This window comes from Pseudomonas sp. ATCC 43928, assembly GCF_005938665.2.
GTDB lineage: Bacteria > Pseudomonadota > Gammaproteobacteria > Pseudomonadales > Pseudomonadaceae > Aquipseudomonas.
The window spans coordinates 5,121,624-5,144,436 of sequence record NZ_CP041753.1 but is presented as its reverse complement, the minus strand read 5'-3'; the positions used below and the strand labels follow the sequence as shown (position 1 = coordinate 5,144,436).

24 protein-coding genes are annotated in these 22,813 nt (G+C 61.0%); 13 read left to right on the top strand and 11 right to left on the bottom strand.

Going from position 1 to position 22,813, the window contains the following annotated elements; genetic code table 11:
* The first annotated feature begins 87 nt into the window (after positions 1-87).
* The 3 genes from rnd to FFH90_RS23420 all read left to right on the top strand — a co-directional run bounded on the left by rnd (position 88) and on the right by FFH90_RS23420 (position 2,563).
* On the top strand, positions 88-1,221 hold the full coding sequence (rnd, locus tag FFH90_RS23430) for a ribonuclease D (RefSeq protein ID WP_064619698.1): 1,134 nt from the start codon (positions 88-90) through the stop codon (positions 1,219-1,221).
* The gene (locus FFH90_RS23425; RefSeq protein ID WP_064619695.1) at positions 1,218-1,511 is read left to right on the top strand and encodes a YcgL domain-containing protein; all 294 of its coding nucleotides are present in this window, start codon (positions 1,218-1,220) and stop codon (positions 1,509-1,511) included. The genes rnd and FFH90_RS23425 overlap by 4 nt, the downstream gene beginning before the upstream one ends.
* Before the next feature lie 119 nt (positions 1,512-1,630).
* Positions 1,631-2,563: a D-2-hydroxyacid dehydrogenase gene (locus tag FFH90_RS23420; RefSeq protein WP_064619692.1), complete on the top strand. Its 933-nt coding sequence runs from the start codon at positions 1,631-1,633 to the stop codon at positions 2,561-2,563.
* A 91-nt stretch (positions 2,564-2,654) separates the two neighbouring features.
* Here the strand turns inward: FFH90_RS23420 and FFH90_RS23415 are convergent, their stop codons facing one another.
* A complete protein-coding gene (locus tag FFH90_RS23415; protein ID WP_007942200.1) occupies positions 2,655-3,248 on the bottom strand; it encodes a nitroreductase family protein in 594 nt (197 codons plus the stop codon).
* Between the two features lie 274 nt (positions 3,249-3,522).
* Between FFH90_RS23415 and FFH90_RS23410 the strand changes: the two genes are divergently transcribed.
* On the top strand, positions 3,523-3,972 hold the full coding sequence (locus FFH90_RS23410) for a YcgN family cysteine cluster protein (RefSeq protein WP_007942199.1): 450 nt from the start codon (positions 3,523-3,525) through the stop codon (positions 3,970-3,972).
* A gap of 144 nt (positions 3,973-4,116) precedes the next feature.
* Positions 4,117-5,346, top strand: coding sequence for a hypothetical protein (locus FFH90_RS23405; RefSeq protein ID WP_138866163.1), 1,230 nt, complete (start codon positions 4,117-4,119; stop codon positions 5,344-5,346).
* Between the two features lie 61 nt (positions 5,347-5,407).
* Here FFH90_RS23405 and FFH90_RS23400 read toward each other — a convergent pair whose 3' ends face one another.
* The 4 genes from FFH90_RS23400 to FFH90_RS23385 all read right to left on the bottom strand — a co-directional run bounded on the left by FFH90_RS23400 (position 5,408) and on the right by FFH90_RS23385 (position 7,555).
* Complete coding sequence (locus FFH90_RS23400; RefSeq protein WP_018926761.1) at positions 5,408-5,785, bottom strand: DUF2892 domain-containing protein; 378 nt, start codon at positions 5,783-5,785, stop codon at positions 5,408-5,410.
* Positions 5,786-5,865: 80 nt separating this feature from the next.
* Positions 5,866-6,336 (bottom strand): RNA methyltransferase, encoded by a 471-nt coding sequence (locus FFH90_RS23395; RefSeq protein ID WP_007942196.1) that lies wholly within the window; start codon positions 6,334-6,336, stop codon positions 5,866-5,868.
* A 108-nt stretch (positions 6,337-6,444) separates the two neighbouring features.
* Positions 6,445-6,819: a YajD family HNH nuclease gene (locus FFH90_RS23390; protein WP_007942195.1), complete on the bottom strand. Its 375-nt coding sequence runs from the start codon at positions 6,817-6,819 to the stop codon at positions 6,445-6,447.
* A 49-nt stretch (positions 6,820-6,868) separates the two neighbouring features.
* Positions 6,869-7,555: a spermidine synthase gene (locus tag FFH90_RS23385; protein ID WP_138866162.1), complete on the bottom strand. Its 687-nt coding sequence runs from the start codon at positions 7,553-7,555 to the stop codon at positions 6,869-6,871.
* Between the two features lie 95 nt (positions 7,556-7,650).
* Between FFH90_RS23385 and FFH90_RS23380 the strand changes: the two genes are divergently transcribed.
* A complete protein-coding gene (locus tag FFH90_RS23380) occupies positions 7,651-7,935 on the top strand; it encodes a hypothetical protein (RefSeq protein WP_018926759.1) in 285 nt (94 codons plus the stop codon).
* A 3-nt stretch (positions 7,936-7,938) separates the two neighbouring features.
* Here the strand turns inward: FFH90_RS23380 and FFH90_RS23375 are convergent, their stop codons facing one another.
* Positions 7,939-8,412, bottom strand: coding sequence for a cyclic nucleotide-binding domain-containing protein (locus FFH90_RS23375; protein WP_018926758.1), 474 nt, complete (start codon positions 8,410-8,412; stop codon positions 7,939-7,941).
* 86 nt (positions 8,413-8,498) lie between these two features.
* Entirely contained in the window at positions 8,499-10,553 is a 2,055-nt protein-coding gene (locus tag FFH90_RS23370) for a S9 family peptidase (protein WP_138866161.1), read from the bottom strand.
* Between the two features lie 102 nt (positions 10,554-10,655).
* Between FFH90_RS23370 and FFH90_RS23365 the strand changes: the two genes are divergently transcribed.
* Genes FFH90_RS23365 through FFH90_RS23355 form a run of 3 tightly spaced genes read left to right on the top strand, consistent with a single transcriptional unit; the run spans position 10,656 to position 12,519 of the window.
* Positions 10,656-11,153, top strand: a complete 498-nt coding sequence (locus FFH90_RS23365) for a hypothetical protein (RefSeq protein WP_026286473.1) — start codon at positions 10,656-10,658, stop codon at positions 11,151-11,153.
* Positions 11,154-11,185: 32 nt separating this feature from the next.
* Entirely contained in the window at positions 11,186-11,962 is a 777-nt protein-coding gene (locus FFH90_RS23360; RefSeq protein WP_018926755.1) for a class II glutamine amidotransferase, read from the top strand.
* Between the two features lie 14 nt (positions 11,963-11,976).
* Complete coding sequence (locus FFH90_RS23355) at positions 11,977-12,519, top strand: DUF2937 family protein (protein WP_138866160.1); 543 nt, start codon at positions 11,977-11,979, stop codon at positions 12,517-12,519.
* Positions 12,520-12,582: 63 nt separating this feature from the next.
* Here FFH90_RS23355 and FFH90_RS23350 read toward each other — a convergent pair whose 3' ends face one another.
* The 4 genes from FFH90_RS23350 to FFH90_RS23335 form a co-directional block, all read right to left on the bottom strand.
* Complete coding sequence (locus tag FFH90_RS23350; protein WP_018926753.1) at positions 12,583-14,694, bottom strand: TonB-dependent receptor; 2,112 nt, start codon at positions 14,692-14,694, stop codon at positions 12,583-12,585.
* A gap of 13 nt (positions 14,695-14,707) precedes the next feature.
* Positions 14,708-15,919 carry an MFS transporter gene (locus tag FFH90_RS23345; RefSeq protein ID WP_138866159.1) on the bottom strand — a complete coding sequence of 404 codons (1,212 nt, stop codon included), beginning with the start codon at positions 15,917-15,919 and terminating at the stop codon, positions 14,708-14,710.
* Positions 15,909-17,831, bottom strand: a complete 1,923-nt coding sequence (locus FFH90_RS23340) for an IucA/IucC family siderophore biosynthesis protein (RefSeq protein ID WP_138866158.1) — start codon at positions 17,829-17,831, stop codon at positions 15,909-15,911. Before FFH90_RS23340 ends, FFH90_RS23345 begins: the two co-directional genes overlap by 11 nt.
* 109 nt (positions 17,832-17,940) lie before the next feature.
* Positions 17,941-18,870 carry a LysR family transcriptional regulator gene (locus tag FFH90_RS23335; protein WP_086944846.1) on the bottom strand — a complete coding sequence of 310 codons (930 nt, stop codon included), beginning with the start codon at positions 18,868-18,870 and terminating at the stop codon, positions 17,941-17,943.
* A gap of 160 nt (positions 18,871-19,030) precedes the next feature.
* Here FFH90_RS23335 and FFH90_RS23330 point away from each other — a divergent pair, with 160 nt between their 5' ends.
* From FFH90_RS23330 to FFH90_RS23315, 4 genes are all read left to right on the top strand, one after another.
* Positions 19,031-20,317 carry an MFS transporter gene (locus FFH90_RS23330; protein WP_138866157.1) on the top strand — a complete coding sequence of 429 codons (1,287 nt, stop codon included), beginning with the start codon at positions 19,031-19,033 and terminating at the stop codon, positions 20,315-20,317.
* A gap of 78 nt (positions 20,318-20,395) precedes the next feature.
* Complete coding sequence (locus FFH90_RS23325; protein WP_064619663.1) at positions 20,396-21,148, top strand: 5-oxoprolinase subunit PxpA; 753 nt, start codon at positions 20,396-20,398, stop codon at positions 21,146-21,148.
* Positions 21,145-21,849, top strand: coding sequence for a 5-oxoprolinase subunit PxpB (gene pxpB, locus FFH90_RS23320; protein ID WP_138866156.1), 705 nt, complete (start codon positions 21,145-21,147; stop codon positions 21,847-21,849). Before FFH90_RS23325 ends, pxpB begins: the two co-directional genes overlap by 4 nt.
* Complete coding sequence (locus tag FFH90_RS23315; protein WP_138866155.1) at positions 21,846-22,763, top strand: biotin-dependent carboxyltransferase family protein; 918 nt, start codon at positions 21,846-21,848, stop codon at positions 22,761-22,763. The genes pxpB and FFH90_RS23315 overlap by 4 nt, the downstream gene beginning before the upstream one ends.
* Positions 22,764-22,813: the final 50 nt, after the last annotated feature.

Genomic DNA, 22,813 nt, shown 5'->3' with positions numbered 1-22,813 from the left:
TATTTTCGCTAAAGCTCTTGTTCAGTGGATGCGCGGAAATCGCCGGGGGCGATATATACTGCGCGCCATTCTTCAAGGGAGAGCCGTGTGGCCATCGATATTCACTGGATTCGCGACAACGATAGCCTCGGTCAGTTTTGCACCGAGTGGCAGCAGCTGCCATTCGTTGCCCTCGACACCGAATTCATGCGGGTCGACACCTTTTACCCGATCGCAGGCCTGCTGCAGATCGGCGATGGCGTACGCGCTTACCTGATTGACCCACTGACCATCGACAACTGGCAGCCCTTGGCCGCGTTGCTGGAAAACCCGGCCGTGGTCAAGGTCGTGCATGCGTGCAGCGAAGACCTCGAAGTCCTGCTGCGCCTGACCGGCAGTCTGCCGGCGCCGCTGTTCGACACCCAACTGGCCGCTGCTTACCTGAACCTGGGTTTCTCCATGGGCTATTCGCGGCTGGTGCAGGACGTGCTCGGCATCGACCTGCCCAAGGGCGAGACCCGTTCCGACTGGCTGCAACGTCCACTGTCCGAGACTCAGATCAGCTACGCCGCCGAAGATGCCGTGCATCTGGCGGAGGTTTTCGTACAGCTGCGTCCGAAGCTTTCTGACGAAAAATACGCGTGGGTCCTGGAAGACGGTGCCGAGCTGGTCGCCAATCTGCGGCGCGAGGTCGACCCGTACGAGGTCTATCGCGACGCCAAACTGGCCTGGAAGCTGTCCCGCGCCCAACTCGCCGTGTTGCGTGAACTCTGCGCCTGGCGCGAGCGTGAAGCCCGCGCCCGTGATCTGCCGCGCAACCGCATTATCCGTGAACATTCACTGTGGCCGTTGGCACGCACCCAACCGGACAACCTCGGCGCACTGGCGAAAATCGAAGACATGCACCCGCGCACCGTGCGTCAGGACGGCGAATTTCTGCTTGATCTGATCAAGCGCTCTGGCAGTGTGTCGCCTGATCAGTGGCCGCCAGCGGTGCCGGAGCCATTGCCGGTAGAAGCCGCCGCGCTGGTCAAACAGCTGCGTGCCATCGGCCAGGCCGAAGCCGAGCGCCTGAACATCGCGCCGGAGCTGATGCTGCGCAAGAAAACCCTGGAAGCGCTGCTCAAGAGCGGCTTCCCCAATGGTCCTTACCAATTGCCTGATTCGCTGCGTGGCTGGCGCCGCGAATTGATGGGCCAGGCGCTGCTCGACAGCCTGGCCACCGCCGGAGAACAGCCTTGAAACGTATTTGCTCGATTTATCGAAGCTCGAAGAAAAGCGGGATGTACCTCTATGTGCTCAAAAGCGATGCACTGGAGCGCGTGCCTGAACCCCTGATGGCGGCTTTCGGCAAAGCCATCCACGCTTTCGACCTGGTGTTGACCCCCGAGCGCAAGCTGTCGCGCGAAGACATTGCTGTAGTACTGGAGAACCTCGAAAAGCAGGGCTACCACCTGCAAATGCCACCGGCCGAGGATGAATACATCGAACACTTGCCGGAAGAATTGCTGCGCCGCAACGACCCGATGTAATCGGCAGACAGGCTCTATTCAGAGCCTTATGAAACACTGGAATGATTTTGGCGATGGCCGTGACGATGGAGTGATCCTCTGTCGGCGGTCGTCTGCACTGCTTTTGAAAGGTTTGAAACATGCGCGTTCTGATTGCTGAACACGACCACCCTGTGTATGCCCAACTGTTGCGTCAGGTAGCGCCTGATCTGGAAGTATTGACCAGCGGCGACTCCGCCGAACTGGCCCGTCAGGCCGCCGACTGCCAGGTCTGGCTCGGTCAGCCGGACCTGCTGGCGACGCTGTTGCGTCAGGGCCACACGCCTGCATGGTTGCAGTCGACTTGGGCCGGTATCACGCCGCTGCTGGCCGATGGCTTGCCACGGCACTATCGGCTGACTCGCGCGGTAGGGATTTTCGGTCAGGTCATGGCTGAATACGTGCTGACTTACATGCTCGGCCACGAGCGCGAAGTGTTGGCGCGGCTGGTCAGCCAGGTCGAGCGCAAATGGGACAATCGCCAGGGTCAAAGCCTGGCTGGACGAAAGGTGCTGATTGTCGGCACCGGTGATATCGGTCAGACAGTGGCGCAGTTTCTGCTGCCGTTTGGCGTCGAGTTATACGGCATCGCCAGCACTGCCCGGGAGCAGGCGCCCTTTGTCGAAGTCGGCGCGCTGAGCGATTTGCCGCGCCTGGTCGGTGAGGTGGATTACGTGATCAATCTGCTGCCGAATACCCCCAATACGCACGACCTGTATGACGCTGCCCTGTTCAAGCAGTTCAAGGCAACCGGGTTGTTCATCAACGTCGGACGCGGCGTTGCGGTGGTCGATGCGGATCTGGTGGAAGCCTTGAAGGAAGGGCATCTGGCCGGGGCTGTGATCGACGTTTGCCGTCAGGAACCACTGCCGCAACGTCATCCGTTCTGGACCGCGTGGGGCCTGCTGCTGACCGGCCACAGCTCGGCACCGACTTCGCCACCGGCGATGGTGAAGCTGTTTGTCGAGAACCTGCGGGCGTATCAGGCGGGTGAAGCGTTGCGTGGGGAAGTGGATTTCGCGCGCGGGTATTGAGGCGCAGCTGAAAAGGTCGCAGCCTGCGGCAGCTCCTACAGGGCTTTGTGGACACCTGTAGGGAGCTGCCGCAGGCTGCGACCTTTTGTTTTTACAGGGTGAAATTACCTTCAGCCGCCAACTCGCTCAGCGGACGACGCGGGCTTGGCTCTTCACGTGCTTGCAGGTACTCGGCCAGTGTCGCCTTGTCGCCCAGCTTGCCGATCGCCACGGCGGCGTGCAGCGCGTAGCCTTCAGGAATGTTCAGCTCCTTGCGGGTCAGCTCCTGATCGAAACCGGCCATGCCGTGGGTGTGCCAGCCGCTGATGCTCGCTTGCAACGCCAGGTGGCCCCAGGCGGAACCTGTGTCGAAGGTGTGCCACAGCGCCGGGGTTTCTTCGCTGGCGCCAGGTGCCACGAAGGTGGTTTTCGAGATCACGATCACCAGCGCCGAGGCGTGCTGCGCCCAGCTGCGGTTGAACTCGTTCAGCAGGCCCAGGTAACGCTCCCAGTTCGGCGTGTCGCGACGCGCATAGAGAAACCGCCAAGGCTGCGAGTTGTACGCCGATGGTGCCCAGCGGGCGGCTTCGAAGAAGCTCAGCAGGGTCTCTTCGGGAATGGTTTCACCGGTGAAGGCGCGGGGCGACCAGCGATCGGTGAACTGAGGGTGAATGGCGTAATCGGCAACGCGTGGATTAGCACTCATCAAGAGATTCCTTTACGTTTGAAAGTGGGGGTCGTCGAAAAACCGGCGGGTACAGTTGAGCTGAGCGCCAGTTTTTTTGAGCCAGCAGTTCACCTGAATGCAACGCGGTTGAGCGTTAATGGCACTTGGGGAGGGCTCCTTGCGACTGGCAAAGCTACTGGGTGGCGCAAAAACTGACAAGTGCCGTCGTACCGGCAGTCGCCAATGCTTGGCCCGCCGATGCCTTGGCACTAGACTGGCGGCCTTTTCACCACCTGATGTTGATGCTTGAGCCATGGCCGCCAAAGTCGAACCGTTCTGGATACGCAAAACCCTCGATCAACTGGATCAAGAGGAATGGGAATCGCTGTGCGACGGCTGTGGCCTGTGCTGCCTGCAGAAGCTCGAGGATGAAGACGACAACGCCGTCTACTACACGCGCATCGCCTGCAAACTGCTGGACCTCAAAACCTGTCAGTGCACCGATTACCCCAACCGTCGCGACTTTGTCCCCGATTGCATCCAGCTCACGCCGGGCAAGGCCGATGAGTTCAAATGGTTGCCGCCGACCTGCGGTTATCGACTGGTCAGCGAAGGCAAGGACCTGCCGCTCTGGCATCACCTGGTGTGCGGTGATCGTGATGCGGTGCATCACGAACGTATTTCCCAGTCCGGGCGCATGCTCGCCGAAGGCAGCGTGGCCGAAGACGATTGGGAAGATCATCTGATTTTTCGCGCGGGTTAATTCCCGATGCCATTTAGTCTGTGGCGAGGGTGCTTGCTCCCGCTTGACCGGGCTGGCGCTCCAGTGCGCAGCACTCACAAAATCGGCGGTGATCACAAGAATTTTGGGCCGCTACGCAGCCCGGCGCGAGCAATAGGAGTGTGTATGGCGGTGGGAGTGCTCCGGGCGTTGGCTGTCGGGCTGCTGGCCCTGAGTTCGCCCGTGTGGGCGGCGAAGAAAGTCGATCTGGATTATCACGTGCGCCTGTTGCCGCAAAGCGATCAGGCCGAAGTGCGCCTGACCCTGGCCCAAGGCTCGGCAGTGCGCAGTCTGGATTTCGACTTGGGCGACGGCAGTCACTACAGTGATTTCAAGGCCGACGGCCAATGGCAGCTCACACCGGGCACGCAGGTCCGTGGTGTCTGGCGCCCGGCCGCCGACAAGGCCAGCCTGACCTACCGCGTGCGCATCAGCCACGGGCGCAAGAGCGGCAGCTTCGATACACGCATGACGCCAACGTGGGCGCTGATGCGTGGCGATGACCTGGTGCCCGCAGCGAAACTCGATCAGCAGGACGGTATCGAGTTGGTGTCACGCCTGGAATTCGAATTGCCCACCGGTTGGAAAAGCGTCGAAACCGCCTGGCCGCGGATCGGCAAAAACAAGTTCCGCATCGATAACGTCTCGCGCCTGTTCGACCGTCCCACTGGCTGGATGCTCGCCGGTAACCTCGGCAGCCGTCGCACGCGGTTGGGGGAAACCGAAGTCACCGTGGCCTCGCCCCAAGGCCAGGGGATGCGCCGCATGGATGTGCTGACGCTGCTGACGTTCGTGTGGCCGCAAGTGCAGGAAGTTTTTCCGCGTCACCCCAGCAAATTGCTGATCGTCGGCGCCAATGACCCGATGTGGCGTGGCAGCCTGGCCGCGCGGGAATCGATCTATCTCAATAGCCGCCTGCCGCTGGTCAGCGAAAGCGGCACCAGTGCCTTGATGCGTGAATTGGCTCAGGTGTTCGGGCGGATCAACGACAGCCAGCGCAGCGGCTGGATCAGCGAAGGGTTTGCCGATTATTACGCCATCGAACTGGTGCGCCGTGCGGGCGGCATGAGTGATGAGCGGTATGAGAGCCTGCAGAGCAAGTTGGCCAAGGCCAGCCAGAAGGTCACCACCTTGCGCGGGGAGCAGATCAACCCGGCGCAGGTGGCCAAAGCGGTGGTGTTGCTGCAGGAACTGGATCGCGAGATTCGCCTGAAGACCCGCAACAAGCGTTCGCTGGATGATGTATTGCGTGGGGCGATGCGTTTGGAGAGTGTCGATACCAAGGAATTCGTTCAGCTCAGTGAGAGCGTTATTGGCGAGTCTTCCAAGGTGCTTGATACCGGGTTGCTTCAGTAATACCGCCTTCGCGGGCAAGTCGGGTCGCGAAGAGGCCCTGAGCCTCGCCGAAAATTCCGGATCAAACCCCGGCTTTCGGCGACTTCAAAGAATCATTCCCGGTCACGGTGGCGGTTTTGGTCGCCGCCTCGGCATTGGCCTTCAACCGACTCAACTCTTCCCCGGCACGCTCAATCCTGGCCCGAGCGTTAACCATGTCCTGACGGCTCTTTTCCAGAAAGCTTTTCGCCGAACTGTGCCCGGTAATACCCCGCGCCATCGCTACGCCGCCAATGGCCACTTGAATCAACCCGAACACACCACCGCGCCGCAGGCCTTTGCCGACCATCACCACGCCGCCGGCCAGGGAACCGATGCGCTCCCAACCCTGGACGTTCTGCGCGGGCTGAGTCTGGAACGGGGTGGATTCGATGCGCTCTACGCGTTTGAGGTCGCTCATGATCTGTCTCCAGGCTTCAAGAATGGATAATTAAGCTGACTGCCGAGGCGGTCGGCTCGTTCCATCGGATGTGCGGTGATTCAGCGGAATTTCGGGCCTGAGCGGGTGTTGTTGCCCTTGGCCATGCGGTCGTACAGCACCACGTTGACCGTGGCCGCCAGGTTCATGCAGCCGGTGGTCGGGATATAGACCACGTCTTCGCACCAGTCGCGGATCTCTTTATCCAGCGAACCGTCTTCGGGGCCGAAGATGTAGAGGGCGCGATCCGGGTGCGTGTATTCCGGCAGCGAGCGGGCGCCGTCGACCAGTTCTACGGCGACCGGTACACAGCCCAGCGGCAGGATTTTCTTCAGGTCATCGATGCCGATCAGCGGAATGTCGTAGTGGACTTTCTTGGTGTCGGTGACGAAGTCGGCGGCGCGCTCATAGCGCTTGCCGGTGTAAAACACCGACGCCACGCCATAGCAACCGGCGGCGCGCATCACCGAACCGACGTTCTCCGGTGATTTGGGGTTATACAAACCAATGCAGCTGTACCGTTTGTCTGCCACGAGCGGGGTGCCTTCGGGAAAAAAAGCGCGATTATACGGGGATTGGGGGAGGGGTGTTCAGTTTGGAGATGATCGTACCCACGGAGCGTGGGAACGATCAGCAGATCTTCAGTCTTCTTTCTTCATCAGTCCGGCCAACGCCGCAAACGGGTTATGCGTCGCCTTGGCAATCTTTGGCGTACTCAGCGAGCCTTCGTCGAAATACTGCTGATCTGTGTAACGCGAATGCTCGTTGTCATGGCAATACAGGCACAACAGTTCCCAGTTCGAACCGTCCTGCGGGTTGTTGTCGTGGTTGTGGTCACGGTGGTGCACGGTCAGTTCGCTCAGGCGTTTGCCGGAGAACTCACGGGCGCAGCGGCCGCACACGTGCGGGTACATCTTCAGGGCCTTGTCGCGGTAACCCATTTCCTTGTCGCGCTGGTTGTCGGCGAGGATGCGGTCCAACTTTGAGGTGTTGGTTGGAGGCGTTGACGAACTCATGGGTTCACCTTTGTAAAAGACTAATGACGGTTATGTGTTGAAGTTTAGCCTAGCCCTTGAGCTTCTCGGCAATCCAGATGGTGTGGCGGGTGCCTTTGTTGCCGTGGGCGAAGACCTGCACTTCTTCGGCCTTGAAGCCGGCCTTTTTCAGCTTGTCGGAAAACTGCCGGTCAGCGCTGGCCGACCACACCGCCAGCACGCCCTTGGGTCGCAGGGCCTTGGCGCAGGCGCTCAGGCCACCGGCGGAGTAGAGCCAGCTGTTGGCCTTCTGGGTCAGTCCTTCGGGGCCGTTGTCGACGTCGAGCATGATTGCGTCGAAACCCTGCGGCTCGGCTTGCAGCACCTTGGCCACGTCTTCCATGCGGATCACCGTACGCGGGTCGAGCAATGGGTTGCCGGCTTTTTCCCCCAGCGGCCCACGGTTCCACTCCACCACGCCGGACACCAGTTCGGCGACCACCACTTCAGCGGTCTTACCCAAATGCTTGAGCGCCGAGGCGAGGGTGAAGCCCATGCCCAGGCCGCCGATCAATACCCGCGAATTCGGCCGGCCGGCGACCTTGCGGCAGGGGATTTGCGCCAGGGCATCTTCGGAGCCGTGCATGCGGGTGTTCATCAACTGCCCGCCATCGCCGCCCTGAATCTTGATGACGAAGTCCTCGCCGTATTCGAACAGGCACAGGGCACCGCCGTTTTCAGGAATGGGGGTGGTGTCGAGCAGAACGAAACGTTTCATGGGGCTCTCTTGAGGAGAAAATGACAGGCGGAAGAAGGCAAACGAGCGCAGTTGGGAGTAGCCTGCAATAGACCACAAGGCCAACGGAGCCATTGATGAAGCGCATCATTCTAACGGCCATTGCCTTGGCCGCGCTCTCGATAACTGCAGTGCAGGCCCAGGAGCAGCAAACCATCCCCACGGGCCCTACGCCGATACCCGGTTCGCCCGGCACTGCTACGCCGACGCCGTACCCGCAGATTACCCCGACCACAGTGCCCAAGACCGGCAACGGTGGGCCACCATTGTTGCCGCCGATCGAAATGCCCAACCCGCCCAAGGACCAGACCTTGCCGGGCCTTGAGCCGAGCACGACGAAAATCAAAACGCCGGGCGGATAGTGTCTAGATCTGCTGCGAGAGCAGTTGCCCGTCGGCCATGCGCAAGCGTTTGGAGAGGGAGACGGCGAGGGCGCGGATGATCTTGGCGGCGATTTTCGGCGCTTCGTTGAGCATCTTTTCCAGGGAGTCCTTGCCCAGGTTGAGCAACTGGCAGTTGCTCGCGGCCACACAACTGGCTGAGCGCCGTTCGCCGTCGAGCACTGCCATTTCGCCGAACGCCCGACCGCTGCGCAAGGTGGCCATGGTCACCGGTTGCCCTTCGCTGTTGGTCTTCTGCACCGCAACCTGGCCGGTGTGGATGATGCACATGAAACTGCCGGCATCGCCCTCATGGAAGATCTCTTCGCCTTCGGCGATGGTGCTGATGCTGAAGTAACCTGAAGCCGCCACGAAGTCGGCCGGCAGCAGTTGATCGAACAGGCCGCAGTCCATCAGCCAGTCGCGAATTTCTTTGTTCAGTAAGGTCGGTTCTGACATGTCGTCACGGTCTTTTTCTTGTGTCTGTTGCTGTTCCAGGCGCGCCCGGCGTCTGGTGTTAAGACCGGGACGCCGGGCCAAGTTCCTCAGGCAATGCCCAAAACCTTCAAAACAAATGCGTATTCGAGGGCTACGTCACGTAATCCCTGGTAGCGACCGCTCATCCCGCCATGCCCGGCGCCCAATTCAGTCTTGAGCAGCAGGGGATTGGTGTCGGTTTTGGTCGCGCGCAATTTCGCCACCCACTTGGCCGCTTCCCAGTACTGCACGCGACTGTCGTTGTAGCCGGCGATCACCAGCGTTGCCGGATAGGCTTGCGCGGTGACGTTTTCATACGGGGCGTAGGCCTTGATCCGATCATAGACGTCTGGCTCTTGCGGGTTGCCCCATTCGTCGTATTCGGTGACGGTCAGCGGCAACTCCGGGTCGAGCATGGTGTTGAGCACGTCGACGAACGGCACTTCGGCTATTGCCGCACCGAACAGCTCTGGCCGCTGATTGAGCACCGCGCCGATCAGCAGGCCACCGGCGCTGCCGCCACTGATTGCCAGCTGCGATGAGGTGGTGAAACCGTTGGCGATCAGGTGTTCGGCGCAGGCGATGAAGTCGCTGAAAGTGTTGTGCTTGTGTTCCTGCTTGCCGGCGCGATACCAGGCTTCACCCAATTCACCGCCGCCGCGAACATGCGCGATGGCAAACGCCATGCCGCGATCCAGCAGGCTCAGGCGGGCGTGGGAGAACCACGGGTCGAGGCTTTCGCCGTAAGCGCCATATCCGTACAGATAAAGTGGCGTCGGTTTACCGAGGAATTCGCGTTTGACCACCAGGCTGATCGGCACTTGTGTACCGTCCGGCGCCGTGGCCCAAAGCCGCTGGCTGACGTACGCGTCGGCGTCGAACGGGCCGAGCACCGGGGTTTCCTTGAGGACTTTCTGCTCGCCGGTGGCCAGGATCAGTTGACGGATTTGCGCCGGACGGTTCAAGGCCTCGTAGCGCAGACGGATTCTGTCGCTGACAAATTCCAGGCTGTTCTGCACATGCAGGCTGTAGGCCGCATCCGGTAATTGCACGCGATACGGCGCCAGGCCTTGTGGGCGGACTTCAATGATCGGCAGGCCGCCTTCACGCAGGCTTAAGGTCATGGCCTCGGCGTTCAGGCTCATGCCATCGATCATCACCGCGTCGCTGTGGGGGATCAGGTTCTGCCAGTCGGCTTCGGTCGGCGCGACGCCGGTGTCGGCGGCCTGGTACAGGGCAAAGTTGATGCCGTCGCGGTTGGTGCGGATCAGCCATGTCCACTCGCCATCGAGTTTGCCGTGGTCGACATCGTACTCATGGTCTTCGACCCGTGGTGCCAGGCAGGTAAAGGCCTGATGGGGCAGTGAGGCGTCGAGCACCCAGACTTCGCTGGTGGTCTTGCTGCCCAGCGACAGCAGCAATTGCCGTTCGGAACTTGAGCGGTAGCAATGCAGGAAGAATCGGCCATCTGGTTCATGGAACACTTCTTCGGCGGCGGTGCCGTCCAGCCGATAGCGGAACAGTTTGTGCGGGCGATGGGTGTCGTCGAGTTCACCGAAGAACAGCGTCAGGCTGTCATTGGCCCAGGTCATGCTGCCGTCGCAGTCCTGGAATTCCAGTTCGCTGACGCGGCCGCTGGACAACTCCTTCACGAACAGCGTGTAAACCTCCTCGCCACTGGAATCGATGCTGTAGGCCAGGCGCTGGTGGTCCGGGCTGACGCTGAACGCGCCCAGGGAAAAGAAACCGCCCTTGGCCAGCACGTTCGGATCGAGTAGCAGGAGTTCCTGGCTTTCGTCGATGTGCAGGCTGCCATCGGTCGGACGTGGGCAGCGGTAATGACGGGCGTATTCGTCGCCGGCCGTGGTGCGGGTGTAATACAGGTACGGGCCCCAGGGCGAGGGCAGCGACAGATCGGTTTCGAGAATCCGCCCCTTGATCTCTTCGAACAGGATTTCGCGCAGCCCGGCCTGATCGGCGGTTTGCGCCTCCTGATAGCGGTTTTCAGCTTTCAAGTAATCGAGCACTGCGTCGGTGTCGCGCTCCTGCAGCCAGGCATACGGGTCATCGCCGTCGGCCTTGTGGGCAATGGGCGCGTCGGAAACGTTGGCGGATAGGGGCATGAAGGACTCTCGAACGTTGTACGAAATTGGGGGATCGCAGACGGCGGGGCAGCCTGAAGTGCGAAAAGTCGTTACTATAAGCGCCTCTTTGCCTGCCTTGCCATGGACACCATGACCGAGAACGACTATCTGATCGCTTGGGGCCTCTACGCCTTTGCCGCTTTAGGCTGCCTGTTGGTGTGGATGCGCATCACCCGCTGGATGTGGCGTTGGCTGCGTGAGCCGCTGCGGCTGCTGATGGCAGTGTTGCTGTTCAGCCCGACCATCATTGACCCGGTGAAGGAAAAGGTCGCCCCGGCCATTGCCATTACTGTGCTGGATCTGCTGTTCAAGGTCGGCAACAACGCCTGGCGGGCGATTTCCGACCTGTTCATGTACAGCATGATTGCCTTCGGCCTTTACCTGGTTCTCGTGGCGATCCGTTTCCCGATCGAGCGCGCGTCCAAGGCTCGCAAGGAGCGGGCAGAGGCGGCCAAGGCTGCGGCGCGCACCGACGAACCCGAAGGCGATCAACCGTTCGGCGGTGCCGGCGATGATCGTTACGGTCGGCCACCGGTGCCGAGCAACCCGCAGCGACTGCGGGTCGAGCCGCGTCTGTAACTGTGCCCCTGCATTGAATCGAGAGTCCGAGCATGTGTGAGTTATTGGGCATGAGCGCCAATGTCCCGACCGATATCGTGTTCAGCTTCACCGGGCTGATGCAGCGCGGCGGCCGCACCGGACCGCACCGTGACGGTTGGGGCATCGCTTTCTATGAAGGCCGTGGCCTGCGCCTGTTCCAGGACCCGGCGGCGAGCAGCGAGTCGGAAGTGGCGAACCTGGTGCAGCGCTATCCGATCAAGAGCGAAGTGGTGATCGGCCACATCCGCCAGGCCAATGTCGGCAAGGTCTGCCTGTCCAACACCCATCCGTTTGTGCGCGAGTTGTGGGGCCGCAACTGGTGTTTCGCCCACAATGGCCAGTTGGCCGACTTCAACCCGACCGCCAGTTTCTACCGCCCCGTCGGCGATACCGACAGCGAAGCGGCATTCTGCGATTTGCTCAACCGGGTGCGTGCTGCGTTCCCTGAGCCGGTAGAGATCGAAGAACTGCTGCCGGACCTGGTGGCCGCTTGTGCCGAGTACCGCAGCAAAGGCGTGTTCAACTGCTTGCTCAGCGACGGCGACTGGCTGTTCTGCTACTGCTCGACCAAACTGGCGCAAATCACTCGCCGTGCCCCGTTCGGCCCGGCACGCTTGAAGGATGTCGATGTGATCGTCGACTTCCAGGCCGAAACCACGCCCAACGACGTGGTCACGGTGATCGCCACCGAACCCTTGACCGAAAACGAAACCTGGACCCGCTACGAACCGGGCCAATGGAGCCTCTGGCGACGCGGTGAATGCGTCAGCCAGGGCAATACCGAATAAGGATCTCTCCCCCCATGTTGCTCAGTTATCTACGGCTGGTGTTGTTTGCGGCAGGCCTGTTGATCGGCGTCCAGGTGCCTGGGTTCATCAGTGACTATGCCAAGCGGGTCGAAGCGCATCTGATCGAGGCGCAGAGCGGTTTGAGCGGTTTTCAGGGCACTGCCGATCAGTTTTTCAAGGGCGACATGCAGGCGTTGGTGGCCCATTACCGTGCCAGCGAAGACCCGATCTTTCGCAGCGATGCCGACAGCCTGAGCGCCTTGCTCACCCGTCAACTGGCCCTCGACAAGCAATTCCAGGCCATGCAGGGCCCGTGGTACATCCGCTTCCTGCAAGTGGTGCTGGCGGCCGACCCGGATATTCGCAAGGAAACCTGGAACGGCTACAGCTACCAGATCCTGCTGACGCCGGAAGCGATGATCTGGGGCATGAGCGGCGCGTTGCTGCTGTCGTTCGGCATTGAATGCCTGTTCCGACTGATCGACTGGGTGGTGCTGGGCGGCAAGCGCCTGCGCCAGAGCCGGCCGATCGAAGAGCGGGATTTGCGCGGGTTGTAACACTGGAGCCGACTTGCCGGCGATTGCCGCGAGATCGCATCGCTGGCAAGCCGGCTCCTGTTTTTACCAATCGACCGAGTAACTCATGCTCAGCGTGCGGCCTTCGGCATTGGCGTACGGCGCTCTGGCGTTGGCTTGGGTGAACAGGTTCTGGTACGTGCGATTGGTCAGGTTGTACACGCCGCCTTCAAGACGACCGACCGGCAGTTGCACGGAGCCGAGCAGGTCCACCAGCGTATAACCTTCGATGTCGCGTCCATTGTCGTCCTTGGCGGCGGCATCGTAATTGGCCAAACGCATGCCTTGCAGGCGCAGGCTGTAGTCGTCTTCGGTGTAGCCGACGAACAGTGTGGTCTTGGCGGGTGAGATGCGTGTGGCCGGCAGATCGATCCATTTGCCGTTCTGCTCGGTCTCGCCTTTGGCCCAGGCATAAGTGCCACCCACCGACCAGTGATCGGTCGCGCGGTAGGTCAGGCTGTTTTCGATGCCGCGAACTCGCTCTTTCTGGTTGATCAGGCGCAATACGCGATCATTGGCATCGTAGAACTGGGTCACGTCCGAGGTGTTTTCGTACACGGTGACGTCGGCTTGCCACTGGTCCCAGTTGCCACGCCAGCCCAACTCGTAACTGTCGACCTTGATGGCCTGGGCGTTAAGACTCTGGATGTCGAAGGTGCTGCTGACGTCACGCATGAAGCGCTGGATATCCGGCAGCGAAAACCCCTGGCTGTAATTGGCGAAGACGTCCTGGTTTTCACTCAGGTGGTAGACCGCCCCCAGGTTGTACAGCGTGGCGTCGTATTTGAGGGTGTCACCGGGCAGCGTTGCGCGTATGCCGGTCTGGACGATCTGACCATAAGCGATGCTGTCGGAGACGTCGCTTTCGATCCATTCACGGCGCACTCCGCCACGCAAGGTCCAGTCTCCGATGTCCCAGGACATCTGCCCGAACAGCGATTTGGTGGTGGTTTCGATGTCCGGGCCCAGCTCGTAGGTGGTACCGGTCTTTGTGTAGTTCAGGCCATTGAGCGTGTATTGATCACCTCGTTGACGGGAGCGCTCATTGTCATAGTCGGCACCCCAGACCAGATTGCCCGTGGCGCTTCCGATCGCCGGCAGCGGCGTGTCGATGGCCGCGCGCAGGCCGTAGACGTCCTGCACACTGTTGTTGTTGGAGATCCCGGCTCTGCCTCGCGACAGGTCTGGAAAGAACAGTGCATCGGCGCGGCGCCAGTAGCTTTCCAGTTGCAGGCCCTGACCGTAGAAGTCCTTGTCGGTGTAGTTGAGATTGACCGCCTGGTTATGGGTATAGGGTTGGTCGTCGAGTTTCAGCCCTTTGACGGCCACCGCTTGCTGCGAGTTTTTCGGGTCTTTGGTGTAGCCGGTGTCCTGCTGGTCCTTGTAGTCCTGCAGCGACAGGCTGATTTTCTTGTCGGCATCCAGTTCGTAACCGAAACGACCTTGCAGGTCATAGGTTTCGGTGTCCATGTTGCTGCCCTGGGAGGTGTCCTGGGGGATGCGGTTGCCGTTGCCGTCGAACTGGTCGTTGCGCTGGGTCAGGTCGGCGGACACATACCAGTCCAACGCGTCCTTGCGCCCGGTGGCACTCTGGAAAGCTTCGTAGGCGAAGCCTTTTCTGTTGAGGTTGTTACCGCTGGTCAGGCCCAGTTTGCTGCTGTAGGCAATGTCCTGGCCCTGATTGCGCTTGGTGATGATGTTGATGATGCCGCCTGAAGCACCGGCCCCGTAAATGCTGCTGGCGCCGGAGATCACTTCGATGCGTTCGATGCTGGCCGGGGCGATGCTGTTGAGCTGGCGGAAGTTGTCACGGGTGGCGTTCTGCGACACGCCGTCGATCAACACCAGCATGTTGCGCCCGCGCAGGGTCTGGCCGAAGTTGCTCATCCCGCCGCTGGATGGCGCAATACCCGGGACCAATTGCCCGAGGATGTCGGAGACCCGGCGACCCGCGCCGCTCTGCTCACGGACTTGCTGCTCGTCGATCACCTGGACCGAGCCCGGAATCGAAGCGATGCTCGCTTCGCTGCGAGTCGCGGACACGACGGTGGCTTGCATGTTCAAGGTGCCGGGCTGCTGTTCGGTGTCCTCGGCCCAGGCCTGGGCGCTGAAGGTGCCGAGTAGCGGGATCAACAGGGAGAGTTTGGTTCGGGTCATGACGTGGTCTTTTTTAGTTGTGATAAGTGTGGGGCGATAAGGTCGAGCGGTCAGGCGTAGCGTTGAACGACCGCACCCAGCGGATGCCGATGGCGGCTATGGCATAGGTCAGCGCCACCAGCCAGAAACTGTGGGCCAGGCCCACCAGGCCCATGCCGATACCGCCAAGGACGACACCGAGCAGAGCACCAGCCTTTGCCGCACTGTTACCGAGGCCGAGCGCGAAGCCCTGCTGGGTGATGGAAACGGTGTTGGCGATCAGGGCATAGGCGACGGGCAGCAGGGCGCCTTGCCAGATGCCCCAGACGAGTCGGCTGACGAGAAAGCCCAGCCATTCATTGGCCAATGCCGTGGCCGCCAGCGTCAGGGCACATAACCAGGCCACGCCTTCGATGACGCGCAGGGTGTAGGCCGGCTGCCAGCGGTCGAACAGGCGTCCCCACAGCGGGGCGGAAATGGCCAGGGTCGCGGCGCTCGCCGCGTAGGTGGCGCCGATCAGCCAGCTTGGGGCATGCAGAATGTTCGCGACATATAGGGCGTAGAACGACTGCGGCATCATCTTCGCCGCCTGAATCAACACGATCACCAACAGGATTCCACTGAGCCAGCCTTTGGGCAGGGCCACCGGCTCAACAGGTTTTTTCTTCGCGGTTCGCGCCTTGTCGGCCGGCAGGAAAAAACTCCCCAGTGCGCACAGCAGGCAAATCGCCGTCGCGCCATAACACAGCAAGGCAAACCCCGAGACGTCCATCAGCCAGCCACCCAGCACCGGGCCGATCAACGAGCCGACGGCGGTTGCCGATTGCAGGCGGGCCAGGGTGTGACCCCGTCTGGCACCGTCGCAGCAGGCCAAGGCATAGGCTTGCGCGGCCGCGAGAAAACCGGCCAACGCGCCTTGCATCACGCGAATACCCACCAGCAGCCACGGGTCGGGGGTGATGGCTGCCAAGCCTTGGCACAACGCGAGGGCCAGCAACGCCCGAACAATCATCGGTTTGTGCCCGGTGCGATCCCCCAGCCGACCCCACAGGGGGGTCAGCAACATGGCCGCCAGCATCGGGCCGGCATAGACCATCGCCGATAACAGCGCGGTGTAGCCGGCGCCTTCGGGCCCGAGCAGATGCTGGATCTGCAAGGGCCAGAACGGGCCGCTCATCTCCATGGCGCCCATGGAGACAAACTGGATGACGATCAGCAGTCGCAAGGCGCGACCGTCAGCGAGCATGGGTGTTGGGTCGCAGCGGGTTACTCAGGCGTCCGACGATGTCGGCATGACTGTCGAGCAAGCGCATGCGCATGAACGATTTGGCGGGCCAATCCTGTTCCAGCAAGGCCTGGCGTTCGCTTTCCCAGCGTGCCGGTTCAACGCGCTCGCGCAAGGTCTCGAAGCACTGTGCAACGCGCGCTGCCAATCGCTCCCACAGGATATTTTCCGGCACATTCCAGTGGCGGGCACAAAGCAACGTCAGCTCACCGAGGTGGCACATGAAGGTGGTGTGCAGGAGTTTGTCGCGGACAAACCCTGCGTCGTCATACAGGGTCATTTTCGGATCGTGCAGCTGGATATCCAGACCCTTGGCGTGCAGGGTTTTGCGATCGATACGAACGTCGCCGAAATCACGCAACAGCAGCCGATTCAGCTGCCCGTCAGCGCCCATCACCATGAAACTGTTTTGCTGGTGCGCTTCGAACGCCACGCCGTACATCAGATAGATGCCCAGCAGACTTGGTACGGCAATCGACAGGTAATCATCGAAGAACGTCAGCATGGCCTCGCTGTCGTCCCGGCCTTGAGCCAGTCTGACCCAATCACGCAGCAACGGTTGTTCGAATTCGTTGACGGCGAACAGGCTGCCGACCGGCACCGCCAACTCGCCTGCTTGCAGCAGGGTCAGCGGGTTGTCGCGATACAGTACGCCAGCATGCCGGGAGCGTTCGTCATCGGCCGGCAGTGGTGCGTAATGCACGCCGATGCGCTCTGGAACGATGTTCAGCAGGCGCTGAATCTGCGGTTCCTGATCGAGGATATCCAATACCAGTTGGCTGATGCGCGGACCCATCCGGGCCGAGCGCGGCGACACGGTGCGCTGCACGCTGGTCAGGCGCAAAGCCACCGGCAGTTTGACCATCGGTGCCGTGCGACTGGCCTGCGGCAGGACCGTGCGGAAGGACATGGTCGGGTGGCCGGTAAACGCCACGATGTCAGTGACGATCAGCAGGTTGTCGGCGATCTCGTTGGCAAACGAATGTGGCAGCTCTTCATGGGCTTGCCATGGGTGCGACGGCAGCGGGAGGTAGTCCTTTGCGTCCAGGCCCAGCTGCTGCAAATGGCGTTGCAATTGCTCGGCGGCCTGTGGGAAGTGACCTTGCCACCAATCCCAGTAGTCCGTGGTGCCAGCCAGCGCTTCAACATGTGCGTACTGGCGGTGCAGGGCGCACAGCACGATCGGAAAACTCGCTTCGAATTCTGGCGAGAAAGCGATGACCTGAGCGGCGCTCAAGCCCAGTTTGGTCTTGTAGTTCGGGTGCCACGGATGGCCGAGAGTCCCCCACTGTTCGAGCAGCGACGTAGGGTTCTGGTGGCAGGAGCTGGCTTTGAGCCAGGCGAGCAGATTGTCATCGTATCCGGTGTCGATCTGCTCTCTCAGGCGCTCGGTCCATCCGTGGTGAAACGCCAGGCACAGGGTGTCGTTGCTGAAGCTGTCATCCAGCTCCCGGGCCAGACGTTCCAGTACCTGCGGGGAGGCTGGCGGATTGAGCTGAGTGCTGAGGTGAGCGAGCAGTTCGCTGGGCAACTGGATTTTGTGCGGCAGTTTGTCGGGGGTGTGCAGGACGATGCTGCCGCGTACGTCCCAGCTGTTCATTCTGCTGCTGGACAAATGCTCGAAGCAAAGGTGCGCGCCATCGCCAAGCGGCAGCCAGCAGCGGCTAGTGTCGTCGTATTCGCAGGTGTCGGGATCAATCAGCTCTTCACGGAACAGCGCCTGGATCAGGCGTTGGAAACAGCGCTGGGCGGCGGGCTCCAGGGCATTGCTCAAATGATCGAGCGTGATGCGGTGGGACTGGAAAGCCTGAGTACCGAGAGCTTCGCTCCAGTGAGCGAGCAATTGCTGCTGTTGTTGCGTGTAATCGCGCATCAGGTCCGACTCCTTCTGGACAATTGATTCTGAAAGCGCGCAAAGAATACCGTTTTGAAAAATTAATGCAAATGATAGTGGTTCATATTTACACTTCGGAAAATGCCTTTCAGGCTCTGGCCTGCGGTTTGCTCAAGACGATGTAGTGCTCGCCCACTTTCTGCGCATAGCACTCCACGACTTGCTGACACAGCGCCACGATTTCTTCGACCCACTCCACACCCACCCGCCACGACACCACCACCGGCAAATTCGCTGGTCGCTGATCGATGGCCAGCAAGGTCAACTCTCCCCGGGCCAATTCCTCGGCCACCAGCACGGGCGACAGTGCGCCTATACCGAAACCGTCCCGCAGCAATCGGGTAATCGCCGACACCGAGTTCACGCAGTTCAGCCGTGGCGCCATGACCCCGTTGGCCTGCATCAGGCTCAAGATGTCCTGGTGCGGACGGGAGTTTTTCGAATAGGTGATGATCCGCTCCCGTGCCAGGTCGGCGACACCTGAATACTCACGGTTGTAGATGGAATTGCTGGCCACGATCCAGCCCATCGGATGACTGGCCAGCTCCAGGCTGCGCACGCTTTCCTGGCGCAGCAGGTCGGTTTGCAGGATCAGATCGAGAAAGCCTTTTTGCAGCTGATCGCAGAGGTTGAGCGCGGTATCGGCCACCAGCTCGATTTCCACCAGCGGATAGTGATCCATCATCTGTGCCACCAACGGGCTGAGCCAGGTGTGGATCACCGTGTCCATGACGCCGATCCGCACCCGCCCGGCCTTGCTCGAACGCGTTTCGATCGACTGCTTGAGCGACTGCATCGTGTCCATCATCTGCTCGGCATATTCGAGCACTTTCAGGCCTTCGGGGGTCAGGCTCACGCCGCGGGAGTCGCGCAGAAACAGCTTCACCCCAAGTTCGCTTTCGAGCACGGCGATGCGGCTGGAAATCGACGCCTGGGTGGTGAAGAGCTTGTCCGCCGTCAGGCGAAAACTCTTGAGTCGGGCGACCCAGACAAACGTCTCGAGAAACTTCAGGTTCATGGGGTCAGCTCGTGGATAAAGTTTTTCTTATGTCTAGGGCGGGGTTTTATTAGTTGGACGCAGCGGGGCCACCCGCCCAAAAATCAGGCCATCCGGTTCCCACGATAGGCGTCGTCGGGGCTCAGAACAATACCAATAAAATATGCACGGAGATTTTGCCATGAGTGCGCCCGACACCCTCGACATCCCCAAAACCACGGCTCGCCCGGGACCTTTCGACTGGTACCGCAACATCAACAAACAGGAGCGTCGCACGTTCTGGAGCTGCAAGATCGGCTATGGCCTGGACGGCATGGACACCCAGATGCTCAGCTTCGTGGTGCCGACCCTGATTGCCATGTGGGGCATCACCACCGGCCAGGCCGGGCTGATCCACACCAGCACCCTGATCGCCTCGGCTATTGGTGGTTGGGTGGCGGGGATTCTCTCCGACCGCATCGGTCGGGTGCGTACCTTGCAACTGACAGTGCTGTGGTTTGCGTTCTTCACTTTCCTCTGCGGCTTCGCCCAGAACTACGAGCAACTGTTGATCAGCCGCACGTTGATGGGCTTCGGTTTCGGTGGTGAATGGACCGCTGGCGCGGTGCTGATGGGCGAAGTGATTCGCGCCAAGGACCGTGGCAAAGCCGTCGGCATGGTGCAGTCGGGTTGGGCGTTGGGGTGGGGGCTGACAGCCATTCTGTATGCGCTGCTGTTCTCGGTGTTGCCGCCAGAAGACGCCTGGCGTGCGCTGTTCATTCTTGGCATCGTGCCGGCGATTTTCGTGATCTTCGTCCGTCGCCTGGTCAAGGATCCGGAAATCTACCGCGAAGCCAAAGCCAGGCAAGAGCCAGGCAACCCGGCGAAGTTTTACGAGATTTTCGCCCCCGGCATCCTCTTCACCACGATTCGCGCTTCGATATTGACCACCGGCGCCCTCGGCGGTTACTACGCGATCACCTCCTGGCTGCCGACGTTTCTGAAGAACGAGCGGGGCTTGAGCGTACTCGGCACGGGCGGTTATCTGGCGATGGTGATCATCGGGTCTTACGTCGGTTATGTAATCAGCGCGTATCTGACTGACATCCTTGGTCGTAAAAAGAACTTCATTCTGTTTGCCGTCGGCTCGTTCACCATTGTTTTGCTGTACACCCAATTGCCGGTCAGCAACGGCGTGATGCTCTGGCTGGGCTTCCCCTTGGGCTTCTTCGCTTCGGGGATTTTCAGTGGCATGGGGTCGTTTCTGACCGAGTTGTTTCCAACGCGGATTCGCGGCTCGGGCCAGGGTTTTTGCTACAACATCGGTCGGGCACTGGCGGCGTTGTTTCCGCTGCTGATCGGCTTGCTCAGTCAGAAGGTGCCATTGAGCGTGGGAATCGGGGCTTTCGCGGCGGTGTCCTACGGGGTGGTGATCCTGGCGGCGCTCAGCTTGCCGGAAACCCGTGGTAAACAACTCGACGCCGAATAACCGAATGTCCGGTAACTGATAATCTGAGGGGCAGATGCCCTTCAGCTAAAAAGACAAAAGCCTACAGGAGTGTTCACCGTGAACCGCCTGCTATTGAACTGCGACATCGGCGAGAGTTTCGGCAACTGGACCATGGGTCTGGACGCCGAGGTCATGCCCTTCATCGACTGCGCCAACATCGCCTGCGGTTTCCATGCCGGCGACCCGAGCATCATGCGCAAGACCGTCAGCCTGGCCCTGAGCAACGGCGTGCAGATCGGCGCGCATCCGGCCTATCAGGATCTGGTCGGTTTCGGCCGCCGCTCCATGGCGTACACCGCCCAGGAACTGCAGGACCTGTTGCACTACCAGATCGGTGCCCTCGACGGCATTTGCCGGGCTCAGGGCGGGCGGGTGAGTTACGTCAAACCTCACGGCGCGATGTACAACGACATGATGGCCAACCCGGCGCAATTGCGCGCGGTGATCCAGGCCGTGGCGGCCTATGACCGGACGCTGCCGCTGATGCTGATGGCCACCCGCGACAACAGCGCGGCCCAGCAGTTGGGTGACGAATACGGTGTGACCCTGTGGTTTGAAGCCTTCGCCGATCGCGCTTACGACAGCGCCGGAATGCTGGTCTCGCGGCAACTGCCGGGGGCCGTGCATCACGATCCCGAGAAAATCATCGAACAGGCGCTGATCATTGCCCGCGGTGACAACCTCACGGCCAGCGATGGCAGCGCCTTGCACCTGCAGGCCAATACCTTGTGCGTACACGGCGACAACGCCAGTTCGGTGGCCGCCGTGCGGCGCATTCGCGAGGCCTTGAATCAGCAGAGCGCATCATGAAGCCACGGGTGGAAGTGGTGGCGCTCGATTGCCTGATGGTGCGCCTGTTCGATGAAATTGCCGAGGCCAACATGCCGTGGATGCTGGCTGCCAGTGAGCGTTTGCGAGAAGCATTCGCCAGCCATTTGATCGATCTGGTGCCGTCCTACACGACGCTGATGGTGCATTACGATCTGATGGCATTGAACCCGGCCCAGGCCCGGGAGTTGATTGCTCAAGCCCTGATCGATCTGACGCCCAACGCTCGGGCCAAGGGTAAATGCCATGTGCTGCCGGTCTGGTATGACTTGAGCGTTGGGCCGGAGTTGAACCTGTTGGCCCAGCGTAGCGGCTTGGCGGTGAATGAAGTGATCCGCCGTCACAGCGAACACGAGTATCAGGTGTTCGCGTTGGGCTTCGCGCCGGGGTTCGCGTTCATGGGGTTGGTGGAAGACGTGTTGGCCGCACCGCGTCTGAGTACCCCGCGCAAAAAAGTCGCCGCCGGCAGTGTCGGCATCGCCGAACGCCAGACGGCGGCTTATCCGGTAGTGTCCCCCGGCGGCTGGAACCTGATCGGTCGCACACCGGCCAAATTGTTCGACCGTGAACGCGACGGCTACAGCTTGATGCAACCGGGCGACACGGTGCGCTTCGAGGCGGTCAGTCATGCCGAGTTCATCAACCTGGGCGGTGACGACACGCCGTTGGAGACCTTGGCATGAGCCGACTGACGATTGAAGCAAGTACACCGCTTTGCCTGTTGCAGGACGCCGGGCGATTTGGTGTGCGGCATCTGGGCGTGACCCAGGGCGGCGGACTGGATTGGCGATCGATGTCGTGGGCCAATTGGCTGTTGGGCAACGGGCTGGATGCGTCGGTGATCGAAATTACCCTCGGCGGGTTCAGTGTGGTGGCCGAGGACGATTGCTTGCTGGCATTGGCTGGTGCCGATCTTGGGGCGCAGATTGATGGCCAGCCCTTGGCGCCGTGGCGCAGTTTCAAACTGGGCAAAGGTCAACGATTGCAATTCACGCAACCGTTGCTTGGCGCTCGGGCGTACCTCGCGGCACCAGGCGGGTTTGATGCGCCGAAGGTGCTGGGCAGCACTGCGACTGTGGTGCGTGAGGAACTCGGCGGCCTCGACGGCATGGGCCGGGCGTTGGCCAAGGGATCGTCGTTGAAGTACTCCACCGAGGCGCCGCTGCTGGTACGGGAACTGCCTCGCGAGCACGTTCCGGATTTCAACCTCGATACGCCGCTGGACCTGGTGCTTGGTGCGCAAATCGGTGAATTCAGCGGGCAGAGTCTGTTTGACGCATTCAACAGCGTCTGGACCCTCGACAGTCGCGCCGATCGCATGGGTATTCGTCTGTTGGGAGCGGCATTGCAGTATCAGGGCAAGCCGATGATTTCCGAAGGCATCCCGCTGGGGGCGGTCCAGGTGCCGCCGGATGGGCAGCCGATTGTGCTGCTCAATGACCGGCAGACCATTGGCGGTTATCCGCGGTTGGGGGCGTTGACACCGTTGGCGTTGGCGCGGCTGGCGCAGTGTCTGCCGGGGGCGACGGTGCGGTTGAAACCGGTGGTGCAGGACGTCGCGCATCGCGAACAAGTCGAGTATTTGCGCCGGTTTTAACTGTGGCGAGGGGGCGTTCCGACAAGCCCCCCTCGCCATAGATGCAATGC